Here is a 22,097-nt window from a genome sequence, read left to right as displayed (position 1 = left end):
GCCTTTCAACGTCAATTATGGTCACCTCTGAAAACTTATTGCCGGGGCGTACACGCTCCTCGTAAACCAATACCTTAGTTCCAAGGAGACGTACCATGCGCGCCAAGATCAACGCCGATATTAAAACGGCAATGAAAGCCGGAGAGAAACAACGCGTTGGGACACTTAGGCTTATCAATGCGGCTATCCAAACCGCTGAGATTGAAGCGAAGAAGGAACTTGATGACGCAGGCGTGCTTGCCGTCATGACGAAGATGGTGAAGCAACGCCGCGATTCAATCGCGCAGTACACAAGCGGCGGCCGCTCCGATCTTGCCGCCACCGAGCAAGCCGAGATCGACATCATCGAGGCCTACCTGCCAAAGCAGATGGATGAAGGCGCTGTTGCCGCCGCCGTCGCTGATGCGATCAAGGAAACGGGCGCAACGTCGGCCAAAGATATGGGCAAGGTCATGGGCGTGCTTAAGGCCAAGTACGCGGGCCAGATGGATTTTCAGAAGGCGAGCGCCGCAGTTAAATCCGCGCTAGGTTGACCTTCCGCTGTTGGGTTCCATATGGGAGCCTGTGGAAAGCGGGTATGGCTCGGCGTTACAAGGCGTTGTTCAGGCGAGCTTCTAAGCGAATCACCTATTCAGTGTCTAGCCGAGGCGGACCAAACTGCGCCTTGGCATTGACTTCGCTCATCGAGGCTTTCCGCGCCTATGCGCTTCAGTCCGAACCTTCTGGATGAAATTCGATCGCGGCTCCTCGTGAGCCAAGTCGTCGGCCGGAAAGTCGCGCTCAAAAAGTCCGGCCGCGAATTCCGGGGCCTTTCGCCGTTCAAGACGGAGAAATCGCCCTCATTCTTCGTCAACGATCAAAAGGGTTTCTACCATTGCTTCGCTTCGGGCGAGCACGGCGACATCTTCACCTTTTTGATGAAAACGGAGGGGCTCGAGTTCCCGGAGGCTGTGGAACGGCTCGCGGCTGAAGCGGGCGTTCCCATGCCCAAGCCCACCGAGCGCAACGTCGAGCAGGAAGATCAGCGCGAGAGGCTATACCGGCTTCTCGAAGCTTCAGCCGCATTTTTCGAAGACAATCTGCGAATGGGTCCCGGGTCCGAGGCGCGCGGCTATCTCGAGAGGCGGGGCCTCGCGCGAGAGACGATCCAGACGTTTCGGCTAGGCTTCGCACCGAACTCGCGCACTGCCCTCAGTGCCCACCTCAAGGGCAAGGGATTTTCACCGGCCGACATGGCGACCGCCGGTATGCTCATTTCCGGCGACGACATTCCGGAGCCCTACGACCGGTTCCGGAACCGGGTGATGTTTCCGATCCTCGATCTCAAGGGGCGGGTGATCGCATTCGGCGGCCGCGCGCTCGATAAGGACGCACCCGCCAAATACTTGAATTCGCCGGAAACACCGCTGTTTCACAAGGGGCACATCCTCTTTAATGCCGCCCGCGCCAGGGCCGCCGCCCACGACAAGAACAGGGTGATCGCGGTCGAGGGTTACATGGACGTTGTGGCGCTCGCCGAGGCGGGTTTCAACGAAACCGTCGCGCCGCTTGGAACGGCCCTGACCGAAGATCAGTTGAAGCTTTTGTGGCGTTTTGCACCAGAACCTACCTTGTGCTTCGATGGCGATGGCGCCGGCCGCAAGGCCGCTGATCGTGCCGTCGAGATCGCTCTTCCCTTGGTCAAGCCAGGCTTCAGCGTTTCATTCGCCTTTCTCCCAGACGGTCTTGATCCAGATGATCTCGTCCGTCAGCGAGGCGCAGGCGCCATGACAGAAGTTCTGGAGAAAACGCGCCCTCTCATCGACGTGCTGTGGGACCGTGAGGTGAAGGCTCAGCCAGTCGGGACGCCGGAACAGCGCGCGGCGCTCGAAGCGCGTCTCAAGGGCCTGACCGAATCGATCCAAGATGCGACGGTTCGCAGCCACTATGCCCGCGAGTTGCGCGACAGGTTGTATCAGCTTGGGCGAGAGAGATCGTCAGCGCAGAATCGAAACACCGGAGGGGCGTCATTTCAGTCCTCTTACGCCCGGCCCATGGCTGCGCCCGATTGGCGCGGACGGGAGCGAAGCCGCCTTGCAGGACCGGGCAAGCGGTTTCCAGACAAGCCGCCGTATCCGGGGGCTTTATCGGCCAGTCCAGAGCTTGTAAGTCATTTTCAGAGCATATCGCCGCGCGAGGCGCTGATCCTGAAAACACTTATTAACCATCCATGGCTGATTGATGAGCATTCGGAAGCGGTTGCCGTCATTGAGTTCGCTTCACCTGCCATTTCAGCGCTCCGCGATGAAATTTTGGCGGTGCATGCGCGCCAGAATTCCCTTGACAGCGCAACTTTACGAACCCAATTGAGCAAATCGGGGGTTGCAAAGGTGGTGGACCTCGTCGCGCGAACGATTACGCACAAAAGCGACCGTTTTGCCGAGCCAGATGCCTCCGCCACCGATGTCGAAGCCGCCTGGCACCATATTCTTGCGCTACAACAGCGACAGGCCGAGCTTGGCCTTGCCCTGAAGAGCGCTGAGGAGGCTTGGTATCGGGATTGCACAGAAGAGGCTGAAAATCGCCTTCTCGACATCAAGCGCCAGATCGCCCGCGAGATGGCGATGGACCAAATGGACGAGTTCGATCAGCCCGACGACAGCGATTCAGACGTCAAGCGCGCCAGCTAGGCGCGTGGTTAGCATTCACGCTTCGGAGAGTTGCAGCACGCAGCGTTTCGAAGCCTAAAAATTCATGATCTAGCCGTTCTCGTGCGGGAGCGGCGCAGACGACAAGGAACCAAGGATGGCACGCGCCCAGCAGGCAGTCCAAAAGACAGAAGATAAAGATCAGGCCGCCGACGCCCCAGAACGCGACAGCCCGCTACTCGATCTGTCGGACCAGGCCGTTAAGCGTCTTTTGAAGACGGCGAAGGCCAAGGGCTACGTCACGCTCGATCAGCTGAATTCGGTTCTGCCGTCGGAAGAGGTTTCTTCCGACCAGATCGAGGACCTTTACGCCACGTTGTCCGACATGGGCATCACGGTTGTGGAGACCGAAGAAGGCGAGGAAAAGGAAGAAGCCGCCGAGGAACTGGCAGAGGATGAAGAGGGCCGCGCCCTCGTCACCCAGAACAGCAGCTCGCTCGTCAAATCCGAGGCCAAGTCGGAGCCGGCCGAACGCACCGACGATCCCGTTCGCATGTACTTGCGCGAAATGGGCTCCGTCGAGCTCTTGTCGCGCGAAGGCGAAATTGCGATCGCCAAGCGCATCGAGGCCGGCCGTGAGGCAATGATCGCCGGCTTGTGCGAAAGCCCCCTCACCTTCCAGGCCATCATCATTTGGCGGGACGAGCTGAACGACGGCAAGATTCTGCTTCGTGACATCATCGACCTGGAAGCGACCTACGAAGGCCCGGAGGCCAAAGAGGTTGCGATGCCGGGCGAAGGCGGTCCGGCTGAAGGCGAATCCGAGTCGCCGTCCGAAGGCGACGACGAAGACGAGTTCGAGAACGCGATGTCGCTTGCTGCGATGGAAGCGGAGCTCAAGCCGAAGGTTCTGGAGACCTTCGACAAGATTGCTGCCACCTACAAAAAGCTTCGCAAGCAGCAGGACAAAAAGCTCGAGCAGCAGCTCGTCGGTGATCAGGGTTCGCGGCAGCAGCAGAAGGCCTACGAGAAGATCCGCGACGAGATCATCGTCGACGTGAAATCGCTGTCGCTCAACAACAACCGTATCGAAAGCCTCGTCGAGCAGCTCTATGCGATCAACAAGCGCCTCATCGGCCTTGAAGGGCGCCTGATGCGTCTTGCGGACAGCTACGGCGTGCCGCGCCAGCATTTCATCGACGAATATTACGGCAACGAACTCGATCAGACGTGGCTCGATCGCGTCGCCAACAACGGCAAGAAGTGGGGTCAGTTCGTCAAGACCGAACGCGGTCAGGTCGAACAGATCCGTGGCGAGATTCACCAGCTCGCGACCGAGACGGGTCTCGAGATTCCAGAATACCGCCGCATCGTCAAAGCCGTCCAGAAGGGCGAGCGCGAGGCACGGCAGGCCAAGAAGGAAATGGTCGAAGCCAACCTTCGTCTCGTCATCTCGATCGCCAAGAAATACACGAACCGCGGTTTGCAGTTCCTGGATCTTATTCAGGAAGGCAACATCGGCTTGATGAAGGCCGTCGATAAGTTCGAGTATCGCCGCGGCTATAAGTTCTCGACCTATGCCACGTGGTGGATCCGGCAAGCGATCACGCGCTCGATCGCGGATCAGGCGCGCACCATCCGCATTCCCGTGCACATGATCGAGACGATCAACAAGATCGTGCGCACGTCGCGGCAGATGCTTCACGAGATCGGACGCGAGCCGACGCCGGAAGAGCTTGCCGAAAAGCTTGCGATGCCGCTCGAGAAGGTTCGCAAGGTTTTGAAGATCGCGAAGGAGCCGATCTCCCTCGAAACGCCGATTGGCGACGAAGAGGATTCACATCTCGGCGACTTCATCGAGGACCGCAACGCGGTGCTGCCGATCGAAGCGGCGATCCAGTCGAACCTCAGGGATACGACGACGCGCGTGCTGGCTTCGCTGACGCCGCGCGAAGAACGCGTGCTTCGTATGCGCTTCGGCATCGGCATGAATACTGACCACACGCTGGAAGAAGTCGGCCAGCAGTTCTCGGTGACGCGCGAACGTATTCGTCAGATCGAGGCGAAAGCCTTGAGGAAGCTGAAGCATCCGAGCCGGTCGCGGAAGCTGCGGAGCTTCCTCGACAACTGATCCGATAGACACTCATGTGATGGACAGGGGCCGCGAAAGCGGCCCTTTTTCATATGATAACGGAATAAGATCGTCGTCATTGCGCTATCATAAAATCAGTACATCACTGTCATTATGACAGTGGCGCTGGCAATCGTTGAAGGCGATCGGATCGAAACGGCTATCGAGGCCGTTATCGGCGCTGGCCGTTATGCCGCCGCGCGGCACTGGGTGCCCGCCACTTCCGGAAATTTCTCGGTCAGGATCGATGCGAGTCGGATCGCGATTACGCGGAGCGGTGCCGATAAGGGCGCGCTGACGCGGTCGGATGTCTTGATCCAAACTCTCGACGCGCCGCTGTTGCCGGGCTCCTCTGCCGAGGCCGCGCTCCACATCCGCCAATACACGGACAATCCCGATATCGGGGCCATCTTCCATGCTCACGGCCCCTACTCGACCGTGATCGGGCATGCGCACCTTGCTGATGGCGCCGTTCATCTCAACGGCTGGGAATTGCAGAAGGCGCTTCTGGGCGTGACGTCTCACGAGGCCACCGTCGAGGTTCCGGTCTTTGCGAACGATCAAAATATTGACGCGCTCTCGCACCGGGTCGCTGCGCGCCTTGGCGAACCGGTATCTGCGCAGCAAATACGTGCGCCGGGATATCTACTCGCCGGCCACGGTCTCTACGCTTGGGGAAAAACGCCTCGCGATGCCACACGCCATTTGGAGGCGTTGGAAGTGCTGTTCCACCAGATGATTGCCTTCAGGAGCTATCAACCATGACACAGCTCGTTGTCTATTCTGCAGCCGACGCCACAGATGTTCTTTTGGACACAAACGATTTTGCGCTCATCAAGGACGAGCTGGCTCATACCGGTGCAAGCATCGAACGCTGGAAAGCCGAGAAGCCGCTCTCGTCGGATGCCGCTTCGGAAGAAATCCTGTCGGCTTACAAACCGCAGATCGACCGCCTGAAAGCTGAGCGCGGCTACACGAATGCTGACGTCATTCATGTCCGTCCTGGCAATCCGAACTGGCCGGGTTTACGGCAGAAGTTTTTGAGCGAGCACACGCACGACGAGGACGAAGTTCGGTTCTTCGTCGAAGGAAGCGGGGCCTTTTATCTTCATGTCGGAGACAAGGTTTATCAGATCGTCGGCACGGCGGACGATCTTCTCTCGGTTCCACGCGGCACCAAGCACTGGTTCGATGGCGGAGCGGAAGGAAACTTTACGGTGATCCGTCTCTTCAACGATCCTTCGGGCTGGGTCGCCCATTATACCGGCGACGCGATCGCCGAGAGCGTGCCAACTTACGAAGCCGCATAAAGGTACGGACTGACGTGAGCGAAGGACAGCCGGTAACGCCCGAGACGCAGGCGCTCGTGCGCATTACGGCAGATGCCGTGCTTCTCGATATCGAGGGCACGATCAGCCCAATCAGCTTCGTTCGCGATACGCTTTTTCCCTATTCGCGGGATCGTCTCGAAGGTTTCGTATCCGACAATCTCACGAGCCCAATCGTTCAAGACATTCTCGCGCAGGCAAAAGCACTCGCTGGGGTGAGCGATGCCGTGAGCGCCCTGCTCGACTGGCAAGCGCGCGACGTCAAGGCTCCTCCACTCAAGAAGCTACAAGGATTGATCTGGGAGAGCGGCTATCGATCTGGCGCGCTCAGAAGCCCGATTTTTTCAGATGCTCTGTCGGCGGTGAAGCAGTGGAAATCGGAAGGTCTGCCGCTTTACATCTATTCATCGGGCTCCGTGCAGGCGCAGCGACTGTTCTTTGAATTCAGCGACGCAGGCGATCTGCGCCCGTTGTTCTCTCAATATTTCGACACCGATGTTGGCCCCAAGACCGAGCCTACGTCGTATCTCCGGATCGCCGAACTCATCAGCACGAGGCCGGCGCGCATCGCCTACTTCTCCGACAATCCAAAGGAGCTGGAAGCGGCGCGAGCAGCGGATCTGCAGGCGGTGCATGTCGTCAAGGACGAGACCCCGCATCATCCAGATTTCCCTGAAATTTCTGACTATTGCCGCGTCGCCGTCAGGCGGTAGGAAACACTACCAGCTGCGCGCCGTTATTTCTGAGGGATAGATTTTCTTCGCCCCCGGAGAAAGGAGCGCTATTCCTATTTCAGCTTCGTGACGCATCATGAAGCCTTTTTTCGCATGAAGATGACCCAACGGGATTGCGCTGGTGCCGCGCCGTTCAATGCGCTTTTCCCGATAAAAATACGCGGCCACCTATAAAAAAGGAGGAGCGAGATGACCCAAACTCAGGAAAAGCCCCCAGTGATCCGAGGGGATGACCTGCCCGCCATCACACCGCATTTGGTTTGTGCGGGAGCGGCAAACGCCATCGACTTTTATAAGAAGGCCTTTGGCGCGGTGGAAACGATGAGGCTTGCCGCCAAGGACGGAAAGCTGATCCACGGCGCCATCAAGATAGGCAAAGCCTCAGTGATGCTCGTCGATGAAAATCCGGATTGGGGTTCGCTTGCACCGACCTCGCTCAACGGCACCCCGGTTACGATCCATCTTTACGTCGCCGACGTCGATGCGTTCGTTGATCGAGCGGTCAAGGCGGGCGCGAGGCTTCGGATGCCGGTCACGGATATGTTCTGGGGCGATCGCTACGGCATCATCGAAGATCCGTTCGGCCACCAATGGTCGATTGCAACGCATCAGCGCGACATGAGCGCCGACGAAATCGAGCAAGCGATGAAGGCGTTCATGCCGTCGGGCGACAGTCCCAACTGCTGATCAAGTCGGAAGCTACCCGATCTTCACGATTTCGGCTTCGCCAGTGCCCGCGTGGACCACGTCGCCGACGCTCTTTTCCATGAGCGCCTGAGCCAAGGGCGAGGCATATGAAATCTTGCCCTTCGTGGGGTTGGATTCATCCTCGCCGACGATGCGGTATTTCTGAACGCGCCCATCGTCCCTTTCGAGGGTCACGAGCGACCCGAAGGCGACGACGGATGCATCGGCCGGAGGCCTCTGAACCTCGGCGGTGGTGAGGCGTTGTTTCCAGTAGCGAAGATCTCGGGAAGCCCGCTGAAGCGCGTCCCTATCGCCCAGGCGTTGGGCTTCCGCATGCTCCGCTTGCAGCCTTTCGACCTCAGCCTCGATCTGGGTCAGGCCCTCCGGCGTGACCAGATTGCGGTGCTCGGAGATGAGCTTGTCGGGAAGCTCTTCTACAGCATCGGATTCTTTGACGAATGCTCTACTCATCCCTCTTATATAGGCTCTCTCGGAGACTGGCACCAGCATGCGGCAATACCAGGAAACATTGAGAATCGAGACGCGTGGAGCCGGTCTCTCGGAATTTACCAAAGACGTCTCGCGGATCGTCCGAACTGCAGGCATTGAAACGGGCATGGTGCACGTCTTTTGCCGCCATACCTCGGCGTCCCTGCTGATCCAGGAAAATGCCGATCCGGACGTACAGCGCGATCTCGTCGCCTTCTTCAAGCGTCTCGTGCCGGACGGCGATCCGCTCTTCGTGCATCAGTCTGAGGGTCCCGACGACATGCCCGCGCACGTTAAGAGTGCGCTAACCCAATCGACCCTGGCGATCCCTATCGCAGAGTTTCAAATGCTGCTCGGCACCTGGCAAGGCATCTATCTTTTCGAGCACCGGCGAAAACCCCATGCTCGGCAGATCGTCGTGCATGTTCTGGGAGAGTAGAACGGCCGATCAATCGAGACGATAATTGAAGCTCACCGAGACGCGCTCGGCCTTTGCGTGATTGATCGGCACCTCGTGCCGGAGCCAGCTTTCCCAGAGCAGAAGCGTGCCAGTTGTGGGGGCGACCGCGACGAACGTCTTGTTCTTCTCCTTGGCCGAGGCTTTGCGGGGCGGCGCGGCCATGAACATCGGCAGTCTTGGATCTTCGTACTTGATCGCGCTCGCGTCTTTCGGGACGGCGAGATAGAGCGTGCCGCTGATCACGGAGTGCGGGTGGATGTGTGCCGTGTGGTGTCCGCCGGGCTTCAGGACGTTGATCCACAGGCTGTCGAGCGTCAGGCGCTTTCCATCCAGATCAAACTCCAGGACCTTTGCGAAGGCGTTCGCGTGCCGGTCCAGGACGCCGACGAGATCGCCAAACGCCGAGTGCCTGTCGGGCAGGTCATTGAGTGACGCATAAGATGTATATCCCGGATAATCGTTCGCTTTCGCCCAGGCCTGCCCCGCCCTGTCTTGGGTCGAGATTTCGCGCGCGGCCTCGTCAAGCTCTTGGATCAGCGCCGATGTTTGGCCGCGCTGAAGCTCTTCGCGGTAGATTTGGGTGACGAAAAGCTCTTGAACGCGCGCCATTGGCTTCTCCGGGCTCCGGAATTGAAGTTGAAATGTCGCGTTTACCCCACCACGCTTGCGCATGGAAGGCGCCGATCCGACCTGCTAAAGAGCCCGCCAGATCCATTGACGAGCCATCCGGAGAGACAACCGATGTCCGACACCACGCCCGAATCGCAAGCCCGTGCCGCAACGGCTGCGCTCATCCGCGACTACTACGCTGCCTTCAACCGCGGCGATACCGACGCCATGCTGGACTTCCTGACCGACGACGTGATCCACGACGTCAATCAGGGCGAGCGTCGCCAAGGCATAGAGAAGTTCCGCGCCTTCAACGCGCGCATGACGCACAACTACAAGGAAGAGCTGAAGGACATCGTGGTCCTCGTCTCGAAGGACGCGACGCGCGCCGCTGCAGAATTCAACGTGCACGGAACCTACAAGAATACGGAAGAAGGTTTGCCGGACGCCGTGGGCCAAAAGTACGTTCTGCCCGCCGGCACGTTCTTCGCAATTCGCGACGGCAAAATCGCCCGCGTCACCACATATTACAATCTCACGGATTGGATCGCGCAGGTCGCGGGCTGAGGCATCGACTGATATGGCGGCTACGGTCGAGAAGAAGAATCTCGAAGTCAAATCGGTAACCGGGGAGGACATTCTCAAGGTCCTTCCCGATCTTAGCCGATTGCGCATGATCGTCTTTCGCGATTGGCCGTATCTCTACGAGGGCACACTCGAGTACGAACAAAAGTATCTCGAGAAGTTCGCCAAGGCCAAAGGTGCCGTGGTCGTTACCGCCTATGACGGCGACCAGATGGTCGGTGCTTCGACCGGTGCGCCGATGATCGAGCACGCGGACGAGTTCGGCGAGCCGTTCAAAAAAGCGGGCTACGACATTACGAAGATCTTCTATTGCGGCGAGAGTGTGCTGCTGAAGAGCCACCGAGGCCTTGGCCTCGGGCACGCTTTTTTCGATGGCCGCGAAGCGCAAGCGAAGAAGCTCGGCGGCTTTACTCATTCGTCGTTCTGCCGGGTCGTCCGGCCCGACGATCACCCGTTGAAGCCCGCGGATTACGCCCCGCTTGATCCGTTCTGGAAAAAGCGCGGGTACGCTCCGGTCGACGGCATCGTCGCGACGTACGACTGGAAAGATATCGATCAGCCCAACGAGACGACCCACAAGATGCAGTTCTGGATGAAAACTTTCTAATGGCGGCGAAGCATCTCAAGGTTGCGAGTGCTCAATATCCCATCGGCCAGCCGAATACGCTCGCCGAGTGGGAGAAGAAGATCGCGCTGTGGGTCAAGAACGGCGCAGCAACGGGCGCGGAGCTTCTCGTCTTTCCGGAATACGCGGCGATCGAGCAGGCCGCCTGCTTTGGACCCGAGGTCTACCAGGATCTGCAGGCGACTCTGACGAAGGTTGCAGAGCTCACAGAAAGCCGAGTCCAGTTCCATCTCGAGCTCGCGAAGAAGCACAACGTACACATTCTCGTCGGGTCGGGGCCCAAGAAGAAGACCGACGGGCGCTTCGTGAATGTGGCTCAGCTCGTGACGCCCAAGGGATCAGTCGGCGAGCAGGAGAAGCTCGTCATGACGCCCTTCGAGCACAATTGGGGTGTTACCGCGGGCGGTCCCGTGCGCGTGTTTGCAACGTCGCTCGGCACGTTCGGCATCGCGATCTGCTACGACAGCGAATTCCCGCTCATTGCGCGTGCGATGGCGGAAGCAGGTGCGGAAGTCTTGCTTGTTCCTTCGTGCACGGAGCGAGTCTCCGGATACCACCGCGTTCGTACAGGCTCGATGGCGCGCGCGCTCGAGAATACGATTGCCGCCGTGCAGAGCCCGACAGTCGGCGACGCGCCGTGGTCGCCTGCTGTCGACTTCAACGCCGGCGCAGCGGGCATCTATGTGCCGTCCGAACATAACGTGTCGGATACCGGCGTGCTCGCCCAAGGCACGCTCAACGCCGCCGAGTGGGTGACGGCCATCATCGACCTCGGCCGCCTCGCCTGCGTTCGCGAGACGGGCGAGATGCACAACTACGGCGACTGGCTGAAGCAGCCCGGCGGCGGCACGACGGCGAAGGTCGACGTTGAAGTTGTCAAACTCGCCTAAGGGCGCTGTTATTTCAGCGCCCAAGTGACCGTCACGCGCGCTTCGAGCGTGCTCGTTCCGGTCTCGATTGGCGCGGCCGCCGTGGCCTTGGCCATACGGGGAGCGTACATTACAGGCCCAGTCGCCGTCGTTTCTTCCGAGATCTGCATGACGTTGCCGACTTCGGCGCCTGCGGCGGTTGCCAGCAGCTTGGCGCGGCGCAGTGCATTGGCGATCGCTACCTTGCGGGCCTCGTCCTTCAGGGTGTCTTCTTTCGACACTTCGAAAGTCAGCCCCTGAATCTGATTGGCGCCCGCGCTCACAATCTCATCGAGAATCTCGCCCAGCTTAGGAAGTTCGCGAACGAAGACGACAACCTGATTGCTCACCCGGTAGCCCCTGAGCACCGGCGGTTGGCCGTCCTTGGAATAATCCAACACGGGCTCGACGTTGAAAGCCGCTGTTTGAATGTCCTTGGGATAGATACCGCTTGCTTTGAGCTGCTCGATGACTTTGCTCATCGTCTCGCTGTTGGCGGACAACGCTTCGCGCGCCGTCTTCGCTTCCGTCGTGACGCCCGATGTAATGCGGGCGCTGTCGGGCTCTGCTTCGGCCGTACCCGTTGCGGAAACCGTAATCGTTCGTTCCATGGCCTGCTCCTGGGCGTGCAAGGCTGTTGCCTGCGTCAGGAGGAAACCCGACGCTAGAGCGATGTTGAGCAGCGAAACGATCGTTCGAGAACGCGGAGCGCTTAGCATGGGGGGTCTCCTCATCTTTTCTCCGCTCGCTATAAGCGGTTCGCGGGCAAATGAGGGCGAAATCCTGTATTTCGTCTGAACGCGCGGTATTCAGCGCCAGTATGCGCTCTTGGGTTGTCTTGCGACCCTCGGTTCTCCTAATATAGCATCCGCGTCAGGCAGTATGAACTCCCGAAGGCACTGAGACCAAGGAATGATTGAAACGCAACTTCGAGAGCGCGCCGGCAACAAGGTCGAAGATTCGGACATCCGTCATTTTTTCGAAACGGACTTTCTCGTCGTCGGATTTTTCACTCCGAACTACGAGCCGGCTGCACGGGCCTTCGCACAAAACCTCGCCGAGCATCGAATCTCGCATCACCTTTACGCGCGTCCGATCGTGGAAGGCGACTGGTACTCGCAGACCCGTCAGAAGCCGACTGTCCTGGCTCACGCCCGTCGCGATCATCCCGATAAAAATCTCGTTTTCATGGATGTCGATTGCCGGATCCGCGGTGACATCAGCGAGATACTGAACACGCGTGGTGACGTCGTCATGCGAACGAAGGGCACCGCAAAAGGAACGCAACGAGCGCTGAAACCGACGACTCGCGTCATGCTGCTGCGCCCGACACCAGGGTCTGACGCCTTCATCACCGGATGGGAAGCCGCGTGTCGCAGCGCGCGCCCTGGCCAATCAGCCGAATTCATGCTGATCCATGCGATGTCGGATAGTTCCGAGATTTATTCGATCGGAACGCTGCCGATCAGGCTTGCCGGCATAGAACTGCACGATGCTCTTCCCGACGCCGTCATCGTGCACGACAGCATTCGCGATCCGACCCGCCCAGGCTGGGCGCTCCGGCGCGGCCTGCAGCGCTATTTTCGCGTTGCGCGCAACGCGGCCTATCGTTTGGCGACCGGAAAGACCTATGATGAACTGAAGGGGAAGCGCCGCGGGGGGCAGAAAATTCAATAAAAATTGCGGTGGCGACAGATTGCCAACGCAGAATCGCGGACCGGTACTGGCCCTTCGCCAAACATCTGGTATGAGAACCCGCGCGGGCCCGTAGCTCAATGGTTAGAGCTGACGGCTCATAACCGTCTGGTTCCAGGTTCGAGTCCTGGCGGGCCCACCAATTAAGTCAATGAGACTCCACTCAACGGGATCCGCGATTAGGTCCACCGCGGACCTAAAGAGGCGCTCATCCTGCTCCGCGCATGGGAAGTGCTCAGGTCGCTTGCTCAGCCACCTGGAATGACGACGAAAACTGTTTCTTAGCGAGTAGTGACTTCCGCCGCCAACGCCTGAGACCGGTCAAGTGGCGAGCGATGCGGAAGCCAAGCGATTGGGCTTCGCTTCCAACTATCTCCAAGCGCGCGAGCATCGTCTGCCAAAGCAAAATGAGCTGATACTTTGGAAGAAACTCTTCCGATTGCACGTGAGTATAATATGGGCGTTATAGCAAAACGCCCGATCGCAAACGGTCTCTGGAAAAGCAAACAAAGACCCGATGACTGGCACCATCAAGCATACTGGGACCGATTGCGTGAACTTGAATACGACTTCTTACAAGACGCACGTGCTTTTCCAACAGCGCTACGGTTTACCCTGAATGTAGATGGCGTGCACACTGCTATAGTGGGCACGACAAGGGCTGAGAACTTTGAACAGAATATCAAAACAGTTGCGACTCGCGTCGCGGCTAAGAGCGAATTCGATGCTATTCGCGCACAATGGAAGAAAGTAGCGCGGCCAGATTGGGTAGCGCAGATGTGAGCCTCAGCCTGTCTTTTTTTGCCCGTGAGCCCTGATGGGACTGTTCGTGAATGACGATGACAAAACTCAATTATTTGGCAATAAGCGGCAAGTAGGTGTCTCATCGTGAAGACGCTCATGTCCGTCGCGCCGGCTGCGACACGCGCTCCGGTGCCTACATAGAGCCAGTCGAGATCGCGCAGCAATTCCGCCGCCAGTCGGTCAGGAAGCCCTTCGATCAAAGCAATTTCGACAATCCTCGATTTTTTCGACCACACATTCTCCACGAAGGCGGCGTAGCGGGAATCCATGTAGAGCGGTGCAACGCTACCTGCACAGGGCACTTCGAGGGAACATCATCATGGGACGCATACTTCACGGCGTGCTAGCGGCTAGCGCCTTCTTGACTATCGCCGCACCTGCCAATGCCGGAGGTGGCGATTTTGCTGCCGGTGTTTTCGGCGGGCTTGCTGCTGGAGCCATCATCGGGTCCGCAGGACGGCCCTATTACGATCCGCCGCCGCCACCACCAGCCTACTATTACGATGAAGGCCCGCGTTACGGCTCATACTGCCACTGGGAACGCGGTCGCCGGTATTGGGATGATTACGAGGGAGTCTGGCGGTATCGCCGCGTTAGGGTCTGCGACTAATCCGTCGTGACCCAAAATACGCCCGGACGTTTCTGAGGGCATCGCTCGCCTTGAAACCCATGCTTGGCGCATGGCCTCCAATAATCGTGACCTTAGAACGCCACAGGACTGGCTCGCCTGCGGCCATAAACGACGCCTACTGATTTTTTCAACCAAACATATTTTGCAACCATCCGGCCTGCGCGTTGGTTACATCAATGGATTGGCAGGCAAGAGATGCGCGCAATCTTTTTTATGGCGTTATTCGCGATGCTCCTTCCCGAGGGCGCGATCGCCAGTCAAATCGGAATCGCCTCGCGGTATTGCCATCACCAAAGTGCCCGCGGGCGAAGGCTGTCGTGCAGCGCCAAAGTTGCGGCTCATCGTACGCTACCCTTTGGAACGCGTGCGAGGGTGAGGAATCTAGCCAATGGCCGATCGGTGACAGTCACGATCGTAGATCGCGGCCCGTACACGAAGGGACGGATCATCGATCTGTCGCAAGGAGCCGCAGACGCGATCGGCTCCTCTGACTTGATGCGTGTCGAAGTGACCCGCAAATAGCAACGCGCGATTGGTTGAGACGCGTCGGACGCTCAGGCCCGCCGCTCAGGCCTGTCCCTTGTACTTCTGCTGTCTGAGCGGCATCACCGTCGAGCGTACGCCTGTTCCCCACAGGAGAGCATTGGCGACGGCCGGAAGTACGACGGGTGTTCCGGGCTCGCCCACTCCCGAAGGTTTTTCGACTGACGGAACGATGTGAACTTCGACGTGAGGCATCTCCGACATGCGGAGCACTTCGTAGCCGTCGAAGTTCGTCTGCTCGACCGCACCGTCCTTCAGCGTGATGGCGCCTTTCAATGCGGCTCCGAGACCGTATCCGAGACCGCCTTCCATCTGCGCCGCGACCACATCGGGATTGACGGCGACGCCGCAATCGACGGCGCAGACGACACGCTCAACCTTGATTGTCCCGTCGTCGTGCAAGCGCACGTCGGCAACGTTTGCGACGAAGGAGCCAAAGCTTTCATGCACGGCAACGCCGCGCAGAAGGCCGGGCGTGGGCTGACCCCAGCCGGCCTTTTCGGCCGCCAGCTTCAACACGCCGGCGTGGCGCGGATGGTCCTTCAGCATCGCGAGGCGGAAGGCGACCGGGTCCTTGCCAGCTTCCTTCGCGAGCATGTCGATCATGTGCTCGGTCGCGTGAGCCGTATGCGTTGCGCCGACAGAGCGCCACCATAGGACGGGCACGCCCGTCTTCTCCGTGTGGAGATCAACCTCAAAGTTTGGGATTGCGTATGGAAGCGTCGAGGCGCCTTCGACCGACGTTGCGTCGACACCGTCCTTCACCATCATCTTCTCGAATGGTGTTCCAGCCAGGATGGACTGACCGACGATCCGGTGGCGCCACGCAACGATGTTTCCGTCCTGATCGAGACCAGCCTTGACCCGGTGGACGTAGATCGGCCGGTAATAGCCGCCCTGCACGTCGTCCTCGCGCGTCCAGAGCACTTTGATCGGGACGGGCTTACCATAGGCCTTCGCGACCTCGCACGCTTCCCGCACGTAATGAGAGTCGGCGATCGCACGGCGGCCAAACGAACCGCCGGCCCATACCGTGTGAAGCTGCACATTTTCAGGCTTCAGGTTGAGGATGCTGCACGCGGTGCCATGATCGACGGTTTGAAGCTGCGATCCGGTCCAGATCTCGGCTGATTTTCCGTCGAAGCGGATGACGCAGTCCATCGGCTCCATCGGAGCGTGCGCGAGGTAGGGAAACTCGAAGTCGACTTCGATAACTTTCCCGGCGGATTTGAATCCATCCTCGACGTTGCCGACGGATTTTGCGACGGCACCCTGCTGATCGAGCTTCGCCTTGTAAGCGGCTATGATCTCGGAGGAGCTTCGCTTTTCAGCTTGGCTTTCATCCCACGATACCTTGATGGCCCGTTGCGCCTTTAGAGCTGCCCACGTGGATGTTGCGAGAATGGCGACGCCTTGCGGGACCTGCAGGACCTTGACGACGCCCTTGATCTTCTCGGCATCGGACGCATCGTAAGATTGCACTTTAGCGCCGAACAGCGGCGGCCGTGCGATCGTGGCGATCAACATGCCATCGAATTGATGGTCGATCGTATACTTGGCCTCGCCTCTGACTTTGATCGGGCTGTCGACGCGGGGAAAGGGCTTACCGATAAACTGGAAATCCTTGGCGTCCTTCAGCGGCGCGTCCGCGGGGACAGGTTCCGCCGCGGCTTTCTCGGCCAAGTCGCCGAACGTTGCTGACTTGCCTGAGGACGACGAGACGACGCCGCCTTTGACAGTGATTGTGCTCGTATCGACGCCCCAAGCTTTCGCCGCAGCCGCGACGAGCATCGCCCGCGCGATCGCGCCAGCCTTGCGATACTGTTCATAGGAATTCGGAAGGCCGGTCGAGCCGCCAACACCCTGAACGCCGAATGCAAAATTCTTGTACTTCACCGCATCCGCGGGAGCGAACTCGGTGCGGATCTGATCGTGTGAAGCGTCAAGCTCTTCGGCGACGAGCGTCGACAGACCGGTGGCTGCCCCCTGCCCCTTGTCGAGATGCTTGATGATGACAGTTACGGTGTTGTCCGGCGCGATCTTGACGAAAGGATTTGGCTCGAACGGGCCTTCCGCAGCGACGGCATCGCCTGCGCCGAACGACGCCGGCGCCGCGAGGCCGAGGATAAGTCCGGCGCCGACGCCGCCTGAGATTTTCAGGAACGTCCGGCGCGATGCGTCCGGAGCTTTTGGCGACGGCATCGCGAAAATCGATCGTATGTCCATTTCGGTCATCGGAGCCTCGATCTGTATCAGGGTGTTGCGGTTTTCGGGCACGGCGCATCTGCTGCCTGCCACGCATGAAGCTGTTCGACAAACTTATCGTGCGGCGTCGATACGGGCTTGCGGTTGCCGCCGGGGTTCCAACCCCACAGCACCAGCTTGTCGCTCGACATGTGCTCGATCAGGGCGGCGACGTCGCGTCCGCCGTTCTTGGATTTATCTTTGAGGACGGTGCAGAGCTGCGCGTCGTTCAGGCCTTCCCACCCCATCGACAGCGGCGCGAGATGCCAGTTCGGCGCGCCGGGAAGCCCCGAGTAGGCGTTGTTCTCATCGCGATGGCAGGCGGAGCACCGCAGATTGACGAAGCCCATGTCGTCGAGACCACGGGTGACGTTCTGCAAGTGAAAATGGCGATTGTCGCCTTGGCGCGGCCGGTCGCCGACGGGGTGACAGTTCATGCAGCGCGGATCACGCAGGACCTTCGCAATGGGCTTGAATAGTTCGCCATCCTCGGTCGCAGCGAGTGCCGTTCGAACGACGCGCCGATCGGCAGTCAGAGGCTGGAGAAAGAATCCGGCCGTGGCCGCAAGCGCAGCGGCCGTGATTGGAAAAAGTGCTCTTGGTGATAGTCGGCCGCGCATGTCTGAATTTTCCCAGCTTGCCGAAACGATGAATTCGTTCTCAAACGCGGAGGCGCCTCAGATCGACTTTGCAGCTTCGTGTATGGCGGCACGTATCCGCTGGTAGGTGGCGCAGCGGCAGACATTTCCGTCCATTGCCTTGTCGATATCGTCGTCAGTCGGCTTCGGAATTTGCGTGAGCAGACCGATGGCGGACATGATCTGACCCGGCTGACAATAGCCGCACTGAACGACGTCGAGCTTTATCCAAGCTGCCTGGACGGCCTGGGCGATGCCGTCATGGGCACCTTCGATCGTCACGATGTCCCGGCCTTCGACGTCACGGACCTCTATCTGGCATGATCTCACCGCTTCACCGTCGAGGTGAACGGTGCAAGCTCCGCACAGCGCAGCCCCACAGCCGAACTTCGTGCCAGTGAGCTTCAGTTCGTCTCTGATGGCCCACAGAAGTGGCGTCTCGGGATCGACATCGAGGGTGACTTTGTTGCCATTCACAGTCGTCGAAATGGGCATGAGTGGTCCTCGTAACGAAGGGCGGTCTCAATAAGCTTGGATGCGCGGATCTTACGAACGATATTATTGCAATACGCTTTCAGGCGCAGTTCAGTTTCTGAATGACGATTTTTCCCCGCAATCGATTTTGCATGTAGGGCGTCAATCCGAAATTGCCAAGGGCTGCGCATCACCGGCGCTCGCACTGCGAATAGGTCCGCTTAAGCCTCTAGATTGCTGCTCGAAATTTGGGCGATCGTGCGCACGCCAGCGAGCGCCATCGTCACGTCGAGTTCCTTGGCGAGGATGTCGATGGCTTTGCTGACGCCCGCTTCGCCCGCGGCGCAGAGGCCGTACAGATAGCTGCGGCCGATGAGGCACGACTTCGCTCCGAGTGCGAGAGCGCGGAAGATATCCTGCCCAGTACGGATGCCGCCGTCGAACATAATTTCGATGTCCGATCCAACCGCATCGGCAATGCGTGGCAGCATCGAAATCGACGATACAGCGCCGTCGAGCTGGCGGCCGCCGTGGTTCGACACGACGACGGCGCTCGCGCCCGTTCGCGCAGCATGACGCGCATCTTCGACGTCGAGAATTCCTTTAATGATGAGCTTGCCGGGCCAATGCTCGCGGACCCAAGCGACATCGTCCCACGACAGCGCCTGATCGAACTGGCTACCGATCCAATCCCTGTAAGAGGAGAGATTCTCAGTCCCCGGAATGCGTCCGTGGACGTTTCCGAAAGTCTTCCTTTTCCCCATCAGGACGTTGGCGATCCATGCTGGTTTGGAGAGCGTACGTCCTATCGTGGCCAGACGGATGCGTGGCGGCACAGTCAGTCCGCTGTGAATGTCGCGATGGCGTTGGCCGAGCACCTGAAGATCGACCGTGAGCACGAGAGCGGAACAATTTGCGGCTCGCGCGCGGGCGATGAGATCGGCTACGAAGCCCCGGTCCTTCATGAAGTAGAGCTGGAACCAGAACGGCTTTGCGACGGCGGCGGCGACATCCTCGATCGAGCAGATCGAGAGCGTACTGAGCGTATAAGGAATGCCGGCTTTTTCGGCGGCTCTCGCTGCTGCGATTTCTCCATCGCGATACGCCAAGCCGCTCAGGCCCACGGGCGCGAGCGCGAATGGGAGGCTCGCCGTCTCGCCGAGAATTGTCTGCGTGAGATTGCGATTTGCGGCGCCTGCCAGAACGCGCTGGCGAATGTTGATATTTGCGAGATCGCGGAGATTGGCGTGCAGCGTGGATTCTGAATATGAGCCGGACTCATAATAGCCCATGACATCGAACGGTACGCGGCGATGCGCCAGGCGCCGGAGATCGTCGATGCAGGCAACGGTTTCGAGTGTCACGCGGCCCGTCCGAAGAACTCAAACGGCGATATGCAGCGAAGTGAGCTCAAGCGTCGGCTTCGCTGACAGAAATGGCGACGCCAGGGTGGACGGATTTGAGCAAGCGGACGTCATCAAGAGCCTGGGCCCAGACGTTGCAGGGGCCGGCGAGACGAATCTCTCCGCGCGTTTTCGATAGCGGTGTCGGCCCGAAGCCTATGGAGATCGCATCGCCGTCGGGCCAGAAGACGATGTCGCCCGCCTTGACCACGACGCGCGCATCAGGCTCAGCAGCAGAGCTGACCGGCGCGTCGAAATAGATTTCTTCGCCCCACGTGCGGGCGGCGGATTCGATCGGCAGCGCAGCCCATATGCGCTCGGCCGTCGGCGTATCGAGCAGCCTCGCTCGAATAGCAACACCCCCGGCCCGGATTACGATCTTTCGCATACCGTATGATCCCGATCAGCTCCGCGACCGGGAGCATACTGCGGTCGCAAGGGCGAAGTCTCTCATTGGGGCTCTCCGCCTTCAAGGGCTTCGAGCATCACGACCCGAACAAAATGCCCATGGAGGAGGGAAAGTTGCCCGCATTCGTCCGTTTGAGCGGCCGATTTCCAATGCTGCAAATGCGAAGAGCGCCCGGCGAAGGCCATCACGACGATCGCCGGGATCTACGATCAGGGTGCTGGACCAAAGACCAGAGAGGTGTTCAAGCCACCGAACGCGAGCGAGTTCGACATTGCGTACGTGAGCTTCATCTCGCGGCCGACGTTCGGAATATAATCGAGATCACATCCCTCACCCGGCTCATCGAGCCCGATGGTCGGCGGCGCCCAGCTCTCGCGCATCGCCATGATCGTCGCGACGGCTTCGATACCACCGCCGGCTCCCAGAGGATGACCGTGCATCGACTTCGTCGAAGAGATCGCGAGCTTGTAGGCGTGATCTTTGAAGACGTTCTTGATCGCCCTCGTCTCGTTGATATCGTTATCTGCGGTCGCCGTGCCGTGGGCGTTGAGATAGTCGATCTGCTCGGGCGTGAGGCCGGCTTCGGCGATCGCGGACTGCATGGCGACGCTCGGACCTTCAACGGTCGGCTTGACCATGTCCTGGCTATCGGAGGCCATGCCGTACCCGCAAAGCTCGGCGAGGATGTTCGCGCCGCGCGCCTGGGCGTGCTCAAGGCTTTCGAGAACGAGGATACCCGCGCCATCGGCCAGAACGGTGCCGTTGCGCTTTTTCGCGAACGGGAAGCAGCCTTCCGGCGAGAGAACGTGAAGTGCCTGCCAGGCCTTCATCGTTCCGTAGTTGATGACGGATTCGGACGCGCCCGCGATGGCTACGTCGGCGACGCCGTCGCGGATGTAGTCGCGCGCGATGCCAATGGCGTGGGTCGCCGTCGAGCATGCGGAGCAAGTTGCGAACGTCGGTCCCTTGACGCCGAATTCAATGCCGACGTGAGCGGCGGCCGACGAACCGATGATGCGAAGGAGCGTCAGCGGATGTGTCGCGCGCTTGTTGTGAATGAAGAGGTCGCGATACGCGGTCTCAAATGTGGTGAGGCCGCCGGCGCCCGAACCGATGATGCATGCCGACCGGTAGGGATCGGTCAACGGCATCTCGAGGCCTGCCATCTTGATCGCTTCGTCGGCGGCTGCCGCGGCAAACCATGAGTAGCGGTCGGCGAGCGTGATGATGCGATCGCGTTTGAAGTGCTTCAAACGCTGCTTGGGATCAAAATCCTTGATCTGCGCAGCGATCAGAATCTTGAGATCGTCCAACGGGAATCCGGCAAGCGGGCTGACACCGGATTTTCCGGCCTTCAGACTGGCCCAGAACTCAGGGACAGTCGACCCAATCGGAGTAACAACTCCGAGGCCCGTGACGACGACTCGGCGCCCCGGTTTACCATTCGACATCAATCAATCTTTCTTGTCTGATGAACGCACAGAAGCCCCAATGGGGCCTCTGGCGTTCATAACCCGTTACGTCCGAAGACGCCGCGAGGCCGTTAAGCTTTGGCTGCGGAAGCCTGCTTTGCGGCGATCAACGACTTCACACGATCTACGACCGAGCCAACAGTTTTGAAGGCTTCGACTTCCTCGTTGGCGTTGTATGGGATCTCGATCCCGAAGCCATCTTCGATGTCGAATACGATCATCGCAAGATCAAGAGACTCGATCTTGAGATCTGTTAGCTGGGTGTCGAGCGAGATGTCGTCGCGCGGCTCCTTCATATGCTTCTTGAGGATTTCGATAACCTTCGTCGCGACTTCGTCCATCGGCCTCTCCCACCCTCGCAATATCTGCGATGGGCCAGTTTTGCTTGGCATCTACCTAAGCCAAGACCATTACATCAGCAAGCGGGGGGGTCACTTATCCTTAAACAACCGGCAAGTCTAGGTGCGGACGGTCGCGCGGCTTCCAGTGCCGCATGAACGGTTCGCAAAGTTGTACTCAACAAGATGGAATTGGAGCGATCGAACGCTAGCTTTCCGAGTCGGAAATTGACTAATATTAAGCGGAGCCTGCAAGCGTTTGA

Annotated in this window: 25 protein-coding genes and 1 tRNA gene; 16 read left to right on the top strand and 10 right to left on the bottom strand. The window is 59.2% G+C overall.

From position 1 onward, the window contains the following. The first annotated feature begins 95 nt into the window (after window positions 1–95). From G359_RS10885 to G359_RS10850, 7 genes are all read left to right on the top strand, one after another. Window positions 96–533: a GatB/YqeY domain-containing protein gene (locus G359_RS10885; protein WP_045836151.1), complete on the top strand. Its 438-nt coding sequence runs from the start codon at window positions 96–98 to the stop codon at window positions 531–533. 168 nt (window positions 534–701) lie between these two features. Next, complete coding sequence (gene dnaG / locus G359_RS10880) at window positions 702–2,669, top strand: DNA primase (RefSeq protein ID WP_045836150.1); 1,968 nt, start codon at window positions 702–704, stop codon at window positions 2,667–2,669. A gap of 115 nt (window positions 2,670–2,784) precedes the next feature. After that, the gene (rpoD, locus tag G359_RS10875) at window positions 2,785–4,758 is read left to right on the top strand and encodes an RNA polymerase sigma factor RpoD (RefSeq protein ID WP_045836149.1); all 1,974 of its coding nucleotides are present in this window, start codon (window positions 2,785–2,787) and stop codon (window positions 4,756–4,758) included. Window positions 4,759–4,872: 114 nt separating this feature from the next. After that, complete coding sequence (gene mtnB / locus G359_RS10870) at window positions 4,873–5,523, top strand: methylthioribulose 1-phosphate dehydratase (protein ID WP_045836148.1); 651 nt, start codon at window positions 4,873–4,875, stop codon at window positions 5,521–5,523. Then, window positions 5,520–6,068, top strand: a complete 549-nt coding sequence (locus G359_RS10865; RefSeq protein ID WP_045836147.1) for a 1,2-dihydroxy-3-keto-5-methylthiopentene dioxygenase — start codon at window positions 5,520–5,522, stop codon at window positions 6,066–6,068. Before mtnB ends, G359_RS10865 begins: the two co-directional genes overlap by 4 nt. A gap of 14 nt (window positions 6,069–6,082) precedes the next feature. Then, entirely contained in the window at window positions 6,083–6,799 is a 717-nt protein-coding gene (gene mtnC, locus G359_RS10860) for an acireductone synthase (protein WP_052699307.1), read from the top strand. Window positions 6,800–7,009: 210 nt separating this feature from the next. Next, window positions 7,010–7,507, top strand: coding sequence for a VOC family protein (locus G359_RS10850; protein WP_045836145.1), 498 nt, complete (start codon window positions 7,010–7,012; stop codon window positions 7,505–7,507). A gap of 12 nt (window positions 7,508–7,519) precedes the next feature. Here the strand turns inward: G359_RS10850 and greA are convergent, their stop codons facing one another. Beyond that, a complete protein-coding gene (gene greA / locus G359_RS10845; protein ID WP_045836144.1) occupies window positions 7,520–7,978 on the bottom strand; it encodes a transcription elongation factor GreA in 459 nt (152 codons plus the stop codon). A gap of 37 nt (window positions 7,979–8,015) precedes the next feature. Between greA and G359_RS10840 the strand changes: the two genes are divergently transcribed. Beyond that, a complete protein-coding gene (locus G359_RS10840) occupies window positions 8,016–8,435 on the top strand; it encodes a secondary thiamine-phosphate synthase enzyme YjbQ (protein WP_045836143.1) in 420 nt (139 codons plus the stop codon). A gap of 9 nt (window positions 8,436–8,444) precedes the next feature. On the opposite strand, the gene G359_RS10835 is transcribed toward G359_RS10840, so the two are convergent. Continuing rightward, complete coding sequence (locus G359_RS10835) at window positions 8,445–9,065, bottom strand: TIGR02466 family protein (RefSeq protein WP_045836142.1); 621 nt, start codon at window positions 9,063–9,065, stop codon at window positions 8,445–8,447. A gap of 132 nt (window positions 9,066–9,197) precedes the next feature. Here G359_RS10835 and G359_RS10830 point away from each other — a divergent pair, with 132 nt between their 5' ends. The 3 genes from G359_RS10830 to G359_RS10820 are packed head-to-tail and all read left to right on the top strand — an operon-like array spanning window position 9,198 to window position 11,165. After that, window positions 9,198–9,632 (top strand): ketosteroid isomerase-related protein, encoded by a 435-nt coding sequence (locus G359_RS10830; protein ID WP_045836141.1) that lies wholly within the window; start codon window positions 9,198–9,200, stop codon window positions 9,630–9,632. 13 nt (window positions 9,633–9,645) lie between these two features. Beyond that, window positions 9,646–10,257 (top strand): hypothetical protein, encoded by a 612-nt coding sequence (locus tag G359_RS10825; RefSeq protein WP_045836140.1) that lies wholly within the window; start codon window positions 9,646–9,648, stop codon window positions 10,255–10,257. Then, complete coding sequence (locus G359_RS10820; RefSeq protein WP_045836139.1) at window positions 10,257–11,165, top strand: carbon-nitrogen hydrolase family protein; 909 nt, start codon at window positions 10,257–10,259, stop codon at window positions 11,163–11,165. The genes G359_RS10825 and G359_RS10820 overlap by 1 nt, the downstream gene beginning before the upstream one ends. Window positions 11,166–11,173: 8 nt before the next feature. Here G359_RS10820 and G359_RS10815 read toward each other — a convergent pair whose 3' ends face one another. Then, window positions 11,174–11,902 carry an SIMPL domain-containing protein gene (locus tag G359_RS10815; RefSeq protein ID WP_045836138.1) on the bottom strand — a complete coding sequence of 243 codons (729 nt, stop codon included), beginning with the start codon at window positions 11,900–11,902 and terminating at the stop codon, window positions 11,174–11,176. 193 nt (window positions 11,903–12,095) lie between these two features. Between G359_RS10815 and G359_RS10810 the strand changes: the two genes are divergently transcribed. From G359_RS10810 to G359_RS10790, 5 genes are all read left to right on the top strand, one after another. Beyond that, on the top strand, window positions 12,096–12,860 hold the full coding sequence (locus G359_RS10810) for a hypothetical protein (protein ID WP_045836137.1): 765 nt from the start codon (window positions 12,096–12,098) through the stop codon (window positions 12,858–12,860). A gap of 84 nt (window positions 12,861–12,944) precedes the next feature. Beyond that, window positions 12,945–13,020: transfer RNA gene (locus G359_RS10805), tRNA-Ile, on the top strand. A 278-nt stretch (window positions 13,021–13,298) separates the two neighbouring features. Continuing rightward, complete coding sequence (locus G359_RS10800; protein WP_156150737.1) at window positions 13,299–13,661, top strand: aldo/keto reductase; 363 nt, start codon at window positions 13,299–13,301, stop codon at window positions 13,659–13,661. A 340-nt stretch (window positions 13,662–14,001) separates the two neighbouring features. Continuing rightward, on the top strand, window positions 14,002–14,292 hold the full coding sequence (locus G359_RS10795) for a hypothetical protein (RefSeq protein WP_082072895.1): 291 nt from the start codon (window positions 14,002–14,004) through the stop codon (window positions 14,290–14,292). A 216-nt stretch (window positions 14,293–14,508) separates the two neighbouring features. Then, complete coding sequence (locus G359_RS10790) at window positions 14,509–14,835, top strand: septal ring lytic transglycosylase RlpA family protein (RefSeq protein ID WP_045836134.1); 327 nt, start codon at window positions 14,509–14,511, stop codon at window positions 14,833–14,835. A gap of 45 nt (window positions 14,836–14,880) precedes the next feature. On the opposite strand, the gene G359_RS10785 is transcribed toward G359_RS10790, so the two are convergent. The 7 genes from G359_RS10785 to G359_RS10755 all read right to left on the bottom strand — a co-directional run bounded on the left by G359_RS10785 (window position 14,881) and on the right by G359_RS10755 (window position 21,837). Next, window positions 14,881–17,091, bottom strand: coding sequence for a molybdopterin cofactor-binding domain-containing protein (locus tag G359_RS10785; protein ID WP_371199049.1), 2,211 nt, complete (start codon window positions 17,089–17,091; stop codon window positions 14,881–14,883). Between the two features lie 17 nt (window positions 17,092–17,108). After that, on the bottom strand, window positions 17,109–17,720 hold the full coding sequence (locus G359_RS10780; protein WP_052699302.1) for a hypothetical protein: 612 nt from the start codon (window positions 17,718–17,720) through the stop codon (window positions 17,109–17,111). A 57-nt stretch (window positions 17,721–17,777) separates the two neighbouring features. Then, complete coding sequence (locus tag G359_RS10775) at window positions 17,778–18,233, bottom strand: (2Fe-2S)-binding protein (RefSeq protein ID WP_045836133.1); 456 nt, start codon at window positions 18,231–18,233, stop codon at window positions 17,778–17,780. A 200-nt stretch (window positions 18,234–18,433) separates the two neighbouring features. Continuing rightward, window positions 18,434–19,576 carry an alpha-hydroxy acid oxidase gene (locus G359_RS10770; protein WP_045836132.1) on the bottom strand — a complete coding sequence of 381 codons (1,143 nt, stop codon included), beginning with the start codon at window positions 19,574–19,576 and terminating at the stop codon, window positions 18,434–18,436. A gap of 46 nt (window positions 19,577–19,622) precedes the next feature. After that, the gene (locus G359_RS10765; protein WP_045836131.1) at window positions 19,623–20,003 is read right to left on the bottom strand and encodes a cyclophilin-like fold protein; all 381 of its coding nucleotides are present in this window, start codon (window positions 20,001–20,003) and stop codon (window positions 19,623–19,625) included. 230 nt (window positions 20,004–20,233) lie between these two features. Further along, window positions 20,234–21,475, bottom strand: a complete 1,242-nt coding sequence (locus tag G359_RS10760; protein WP_045836130.1) for a beta-ketoacyl-[acyl-carrier-protein] synthase family protein — start codon at window positions 21,473–21,475, stop codon at window positions 20,234–20,236. 92 nt (window positions 21,476–21,567) lie between these two features. Continuing rightward, a complete protein-coding gene (locus G359_RS10755) occupies window positions 21,568–21,837 on the bottom strand; it encodes an acyl carrier protein (RefSeq protein WP_045836129.1) in 270 nt (89 codons plus the stop codon). Window positions 21,838–22,097: the final 260 nt, after the last annotated feature.

It is taken from the genome of Hyphomicrobium sp. 99 (assembly GCF_000384335.2).
Taxonomy (GTDB): Bacteria; Pseudomonadota; Alphaproteobacteria; order Rhizobiales; family Hyphomicrobiaceae; genus Hyphomicrobium_B.
This window is presented reverse-complemented; position numbering and strand designations above follow the sequence as displayed.

Excerpts from the sequence above, each read along its gene's own strand:
- G359_RS10885 (WP_045836151.1), top strand. The coding sequence starts at position 96 with ATGCGCGCCAAGATCAACGCCGATATTAAAACGGCAATGAAAGCCGGA.
- dnaG (WP_045836150.1), top strand. The coding sequence starts at position 702 with ATGCGCTTCAGTCCGAACCTTCTGGATGAAATTCGATCGCGGCTCCTC.
- rpoD (WP_045836149.1), top strand. The coding sequence starts at position 2,785 with ATGGCACGCGCCCAGCAGGCAGTCCAAAAGACAGAAGATAAAGATCAG.
- mtnB (WP_045836148.1), top strand. The coding sequence starts at position 4,873 with ATGACAGTGGCGCTGGCAATCGTTGAAGGCGATCGGATCGAAACGGCT.
- G359_RS10865 (WP_045836147.1), top strand. The coding sequence starts at position 5,520 with ATGACACAGCTCGTTGTCTATTCTGCAGCCGACGCCACAGATGTTCTT.
- G359_RS10850 (WP_045836145.1), top strand. The coding sequence starts at position 7,010 with ATGACCCAAACTCAGGAAAAGCCCCCAGTGATCCGAGGGGATGACCTG.
- greA (WP_045836144.1), bottom strand. The coding sequence starts at position 7,978 with ATGAGTAGAGCATTCGTCAAAGAATCCGATGCTGTAGAAGAGCTTCCC.
- G359_RS10840 (WP_045836143.1), top strand. The coding sequence starts at position 8,016 with ATGCGGCAATACCAGGAAACATTGAGAATCGAGACGCGTGGAGCCGGT.
- G359_RS10835 (WP_045836142.1), bottom strand. The coding sequence starts at position 9,065 with ATGGCGCGCGTTCAAGAGCTTTTCGTCACCCAAATCTACCGCGAAGAG.
- G359_RS10830 (WP_045836141.1), top strand. The coding sequence starts at position 9,198 with ATGTCCGACACCACGCCCGAATCGCAAGCCCGTGCCGCAACGGCTGCG.
- G359_RS10825 (WP_045836140.1), top strand. The coding sequence starts at position 9,646 with ATGGCGGCTACGGTCGAGAAGAAGAATCTCGAAGTCAAATCGGTAACC.
- G359_RS10820 (WP_045836139.1), top strand. The coding sequence starts at position 10,257 with ATGGCGGCGAAGCATCTCAAGGTTGCGAGTGCTCAATATCCCATCGGC.
- G359_RS10815 (WP_045836138.1), bottom strand. The coding sequence starts at position 11,902 with ATGCTAAGCGCTCCGCGTTCTCGAACGATCGTTTCGCTGCTCAACATC.
- G359_RS10810 (WP_045836137.1), top strand. The coding sequence starts at position 12,096 with ATGATTGAAACGCAACTTCGAGAGCGCGCCGGCAACAAGGTCGAAGAT.
- G359_RS10795 (WP_082072895.1), top strand. The coding sequence starts at position 14,002 with ATGGGACGCATACTTCACGGCGTGCTAGCGGCTAGCGCCTTCTTGACT.
- G359_RS10790 (WP_045836134.1), top strand. The coding sequence starts at position 14,509 with ATGCGCGCAATCTTTTTTATGGCGTTATTCGCGATGCTCCTTCCCGAG.
- G359_RS10785 (WP_371199049.1), bottom strand. The coding sequence starts at position 17,091 with ATGACCGAAATGGACATACGATCGATTTTCGCGATGCCGTCGCCAAAA.
- G359_RS10780 (WP_052699302.1), bottom strand. The coding sequence starts at position 17,720 with ATGCGCGGCCGACTATCACCAAGAGCACTTTTTCCAATCACGGCCGCT.
- G359_RS10775 (WP_045836133.1), bottom strand. The coding sequence starts at position 18,233 with ATGCCCATTTCGACGACTGTGAATGGCAACAAAGTCACCCTCGATGTC.
- G359_RS10765 (WP_045836131.1), bottom strand. The coding sequence starts at position 20,003 with ATGCGAAAGATCGTAATCCGGGCCGGGGGTGTTGCTATTCGAGCGAGG.
- G359_RS10760 (WP_045836130.1), bottom strand. The coding sequence starts at position 21,475 with ATGTCGAATGGTAAACCGGGGCGCCGAGTCGTCGTCACGGGCCTCGGA.
- G359_RS10755 (WP_045836129.1), bottom strand. The coding sequence starts at position 21,837 with ATGGACGAAGTCGCGACGAAGGTTATCGAAATCCTCAAGAAGCATATG.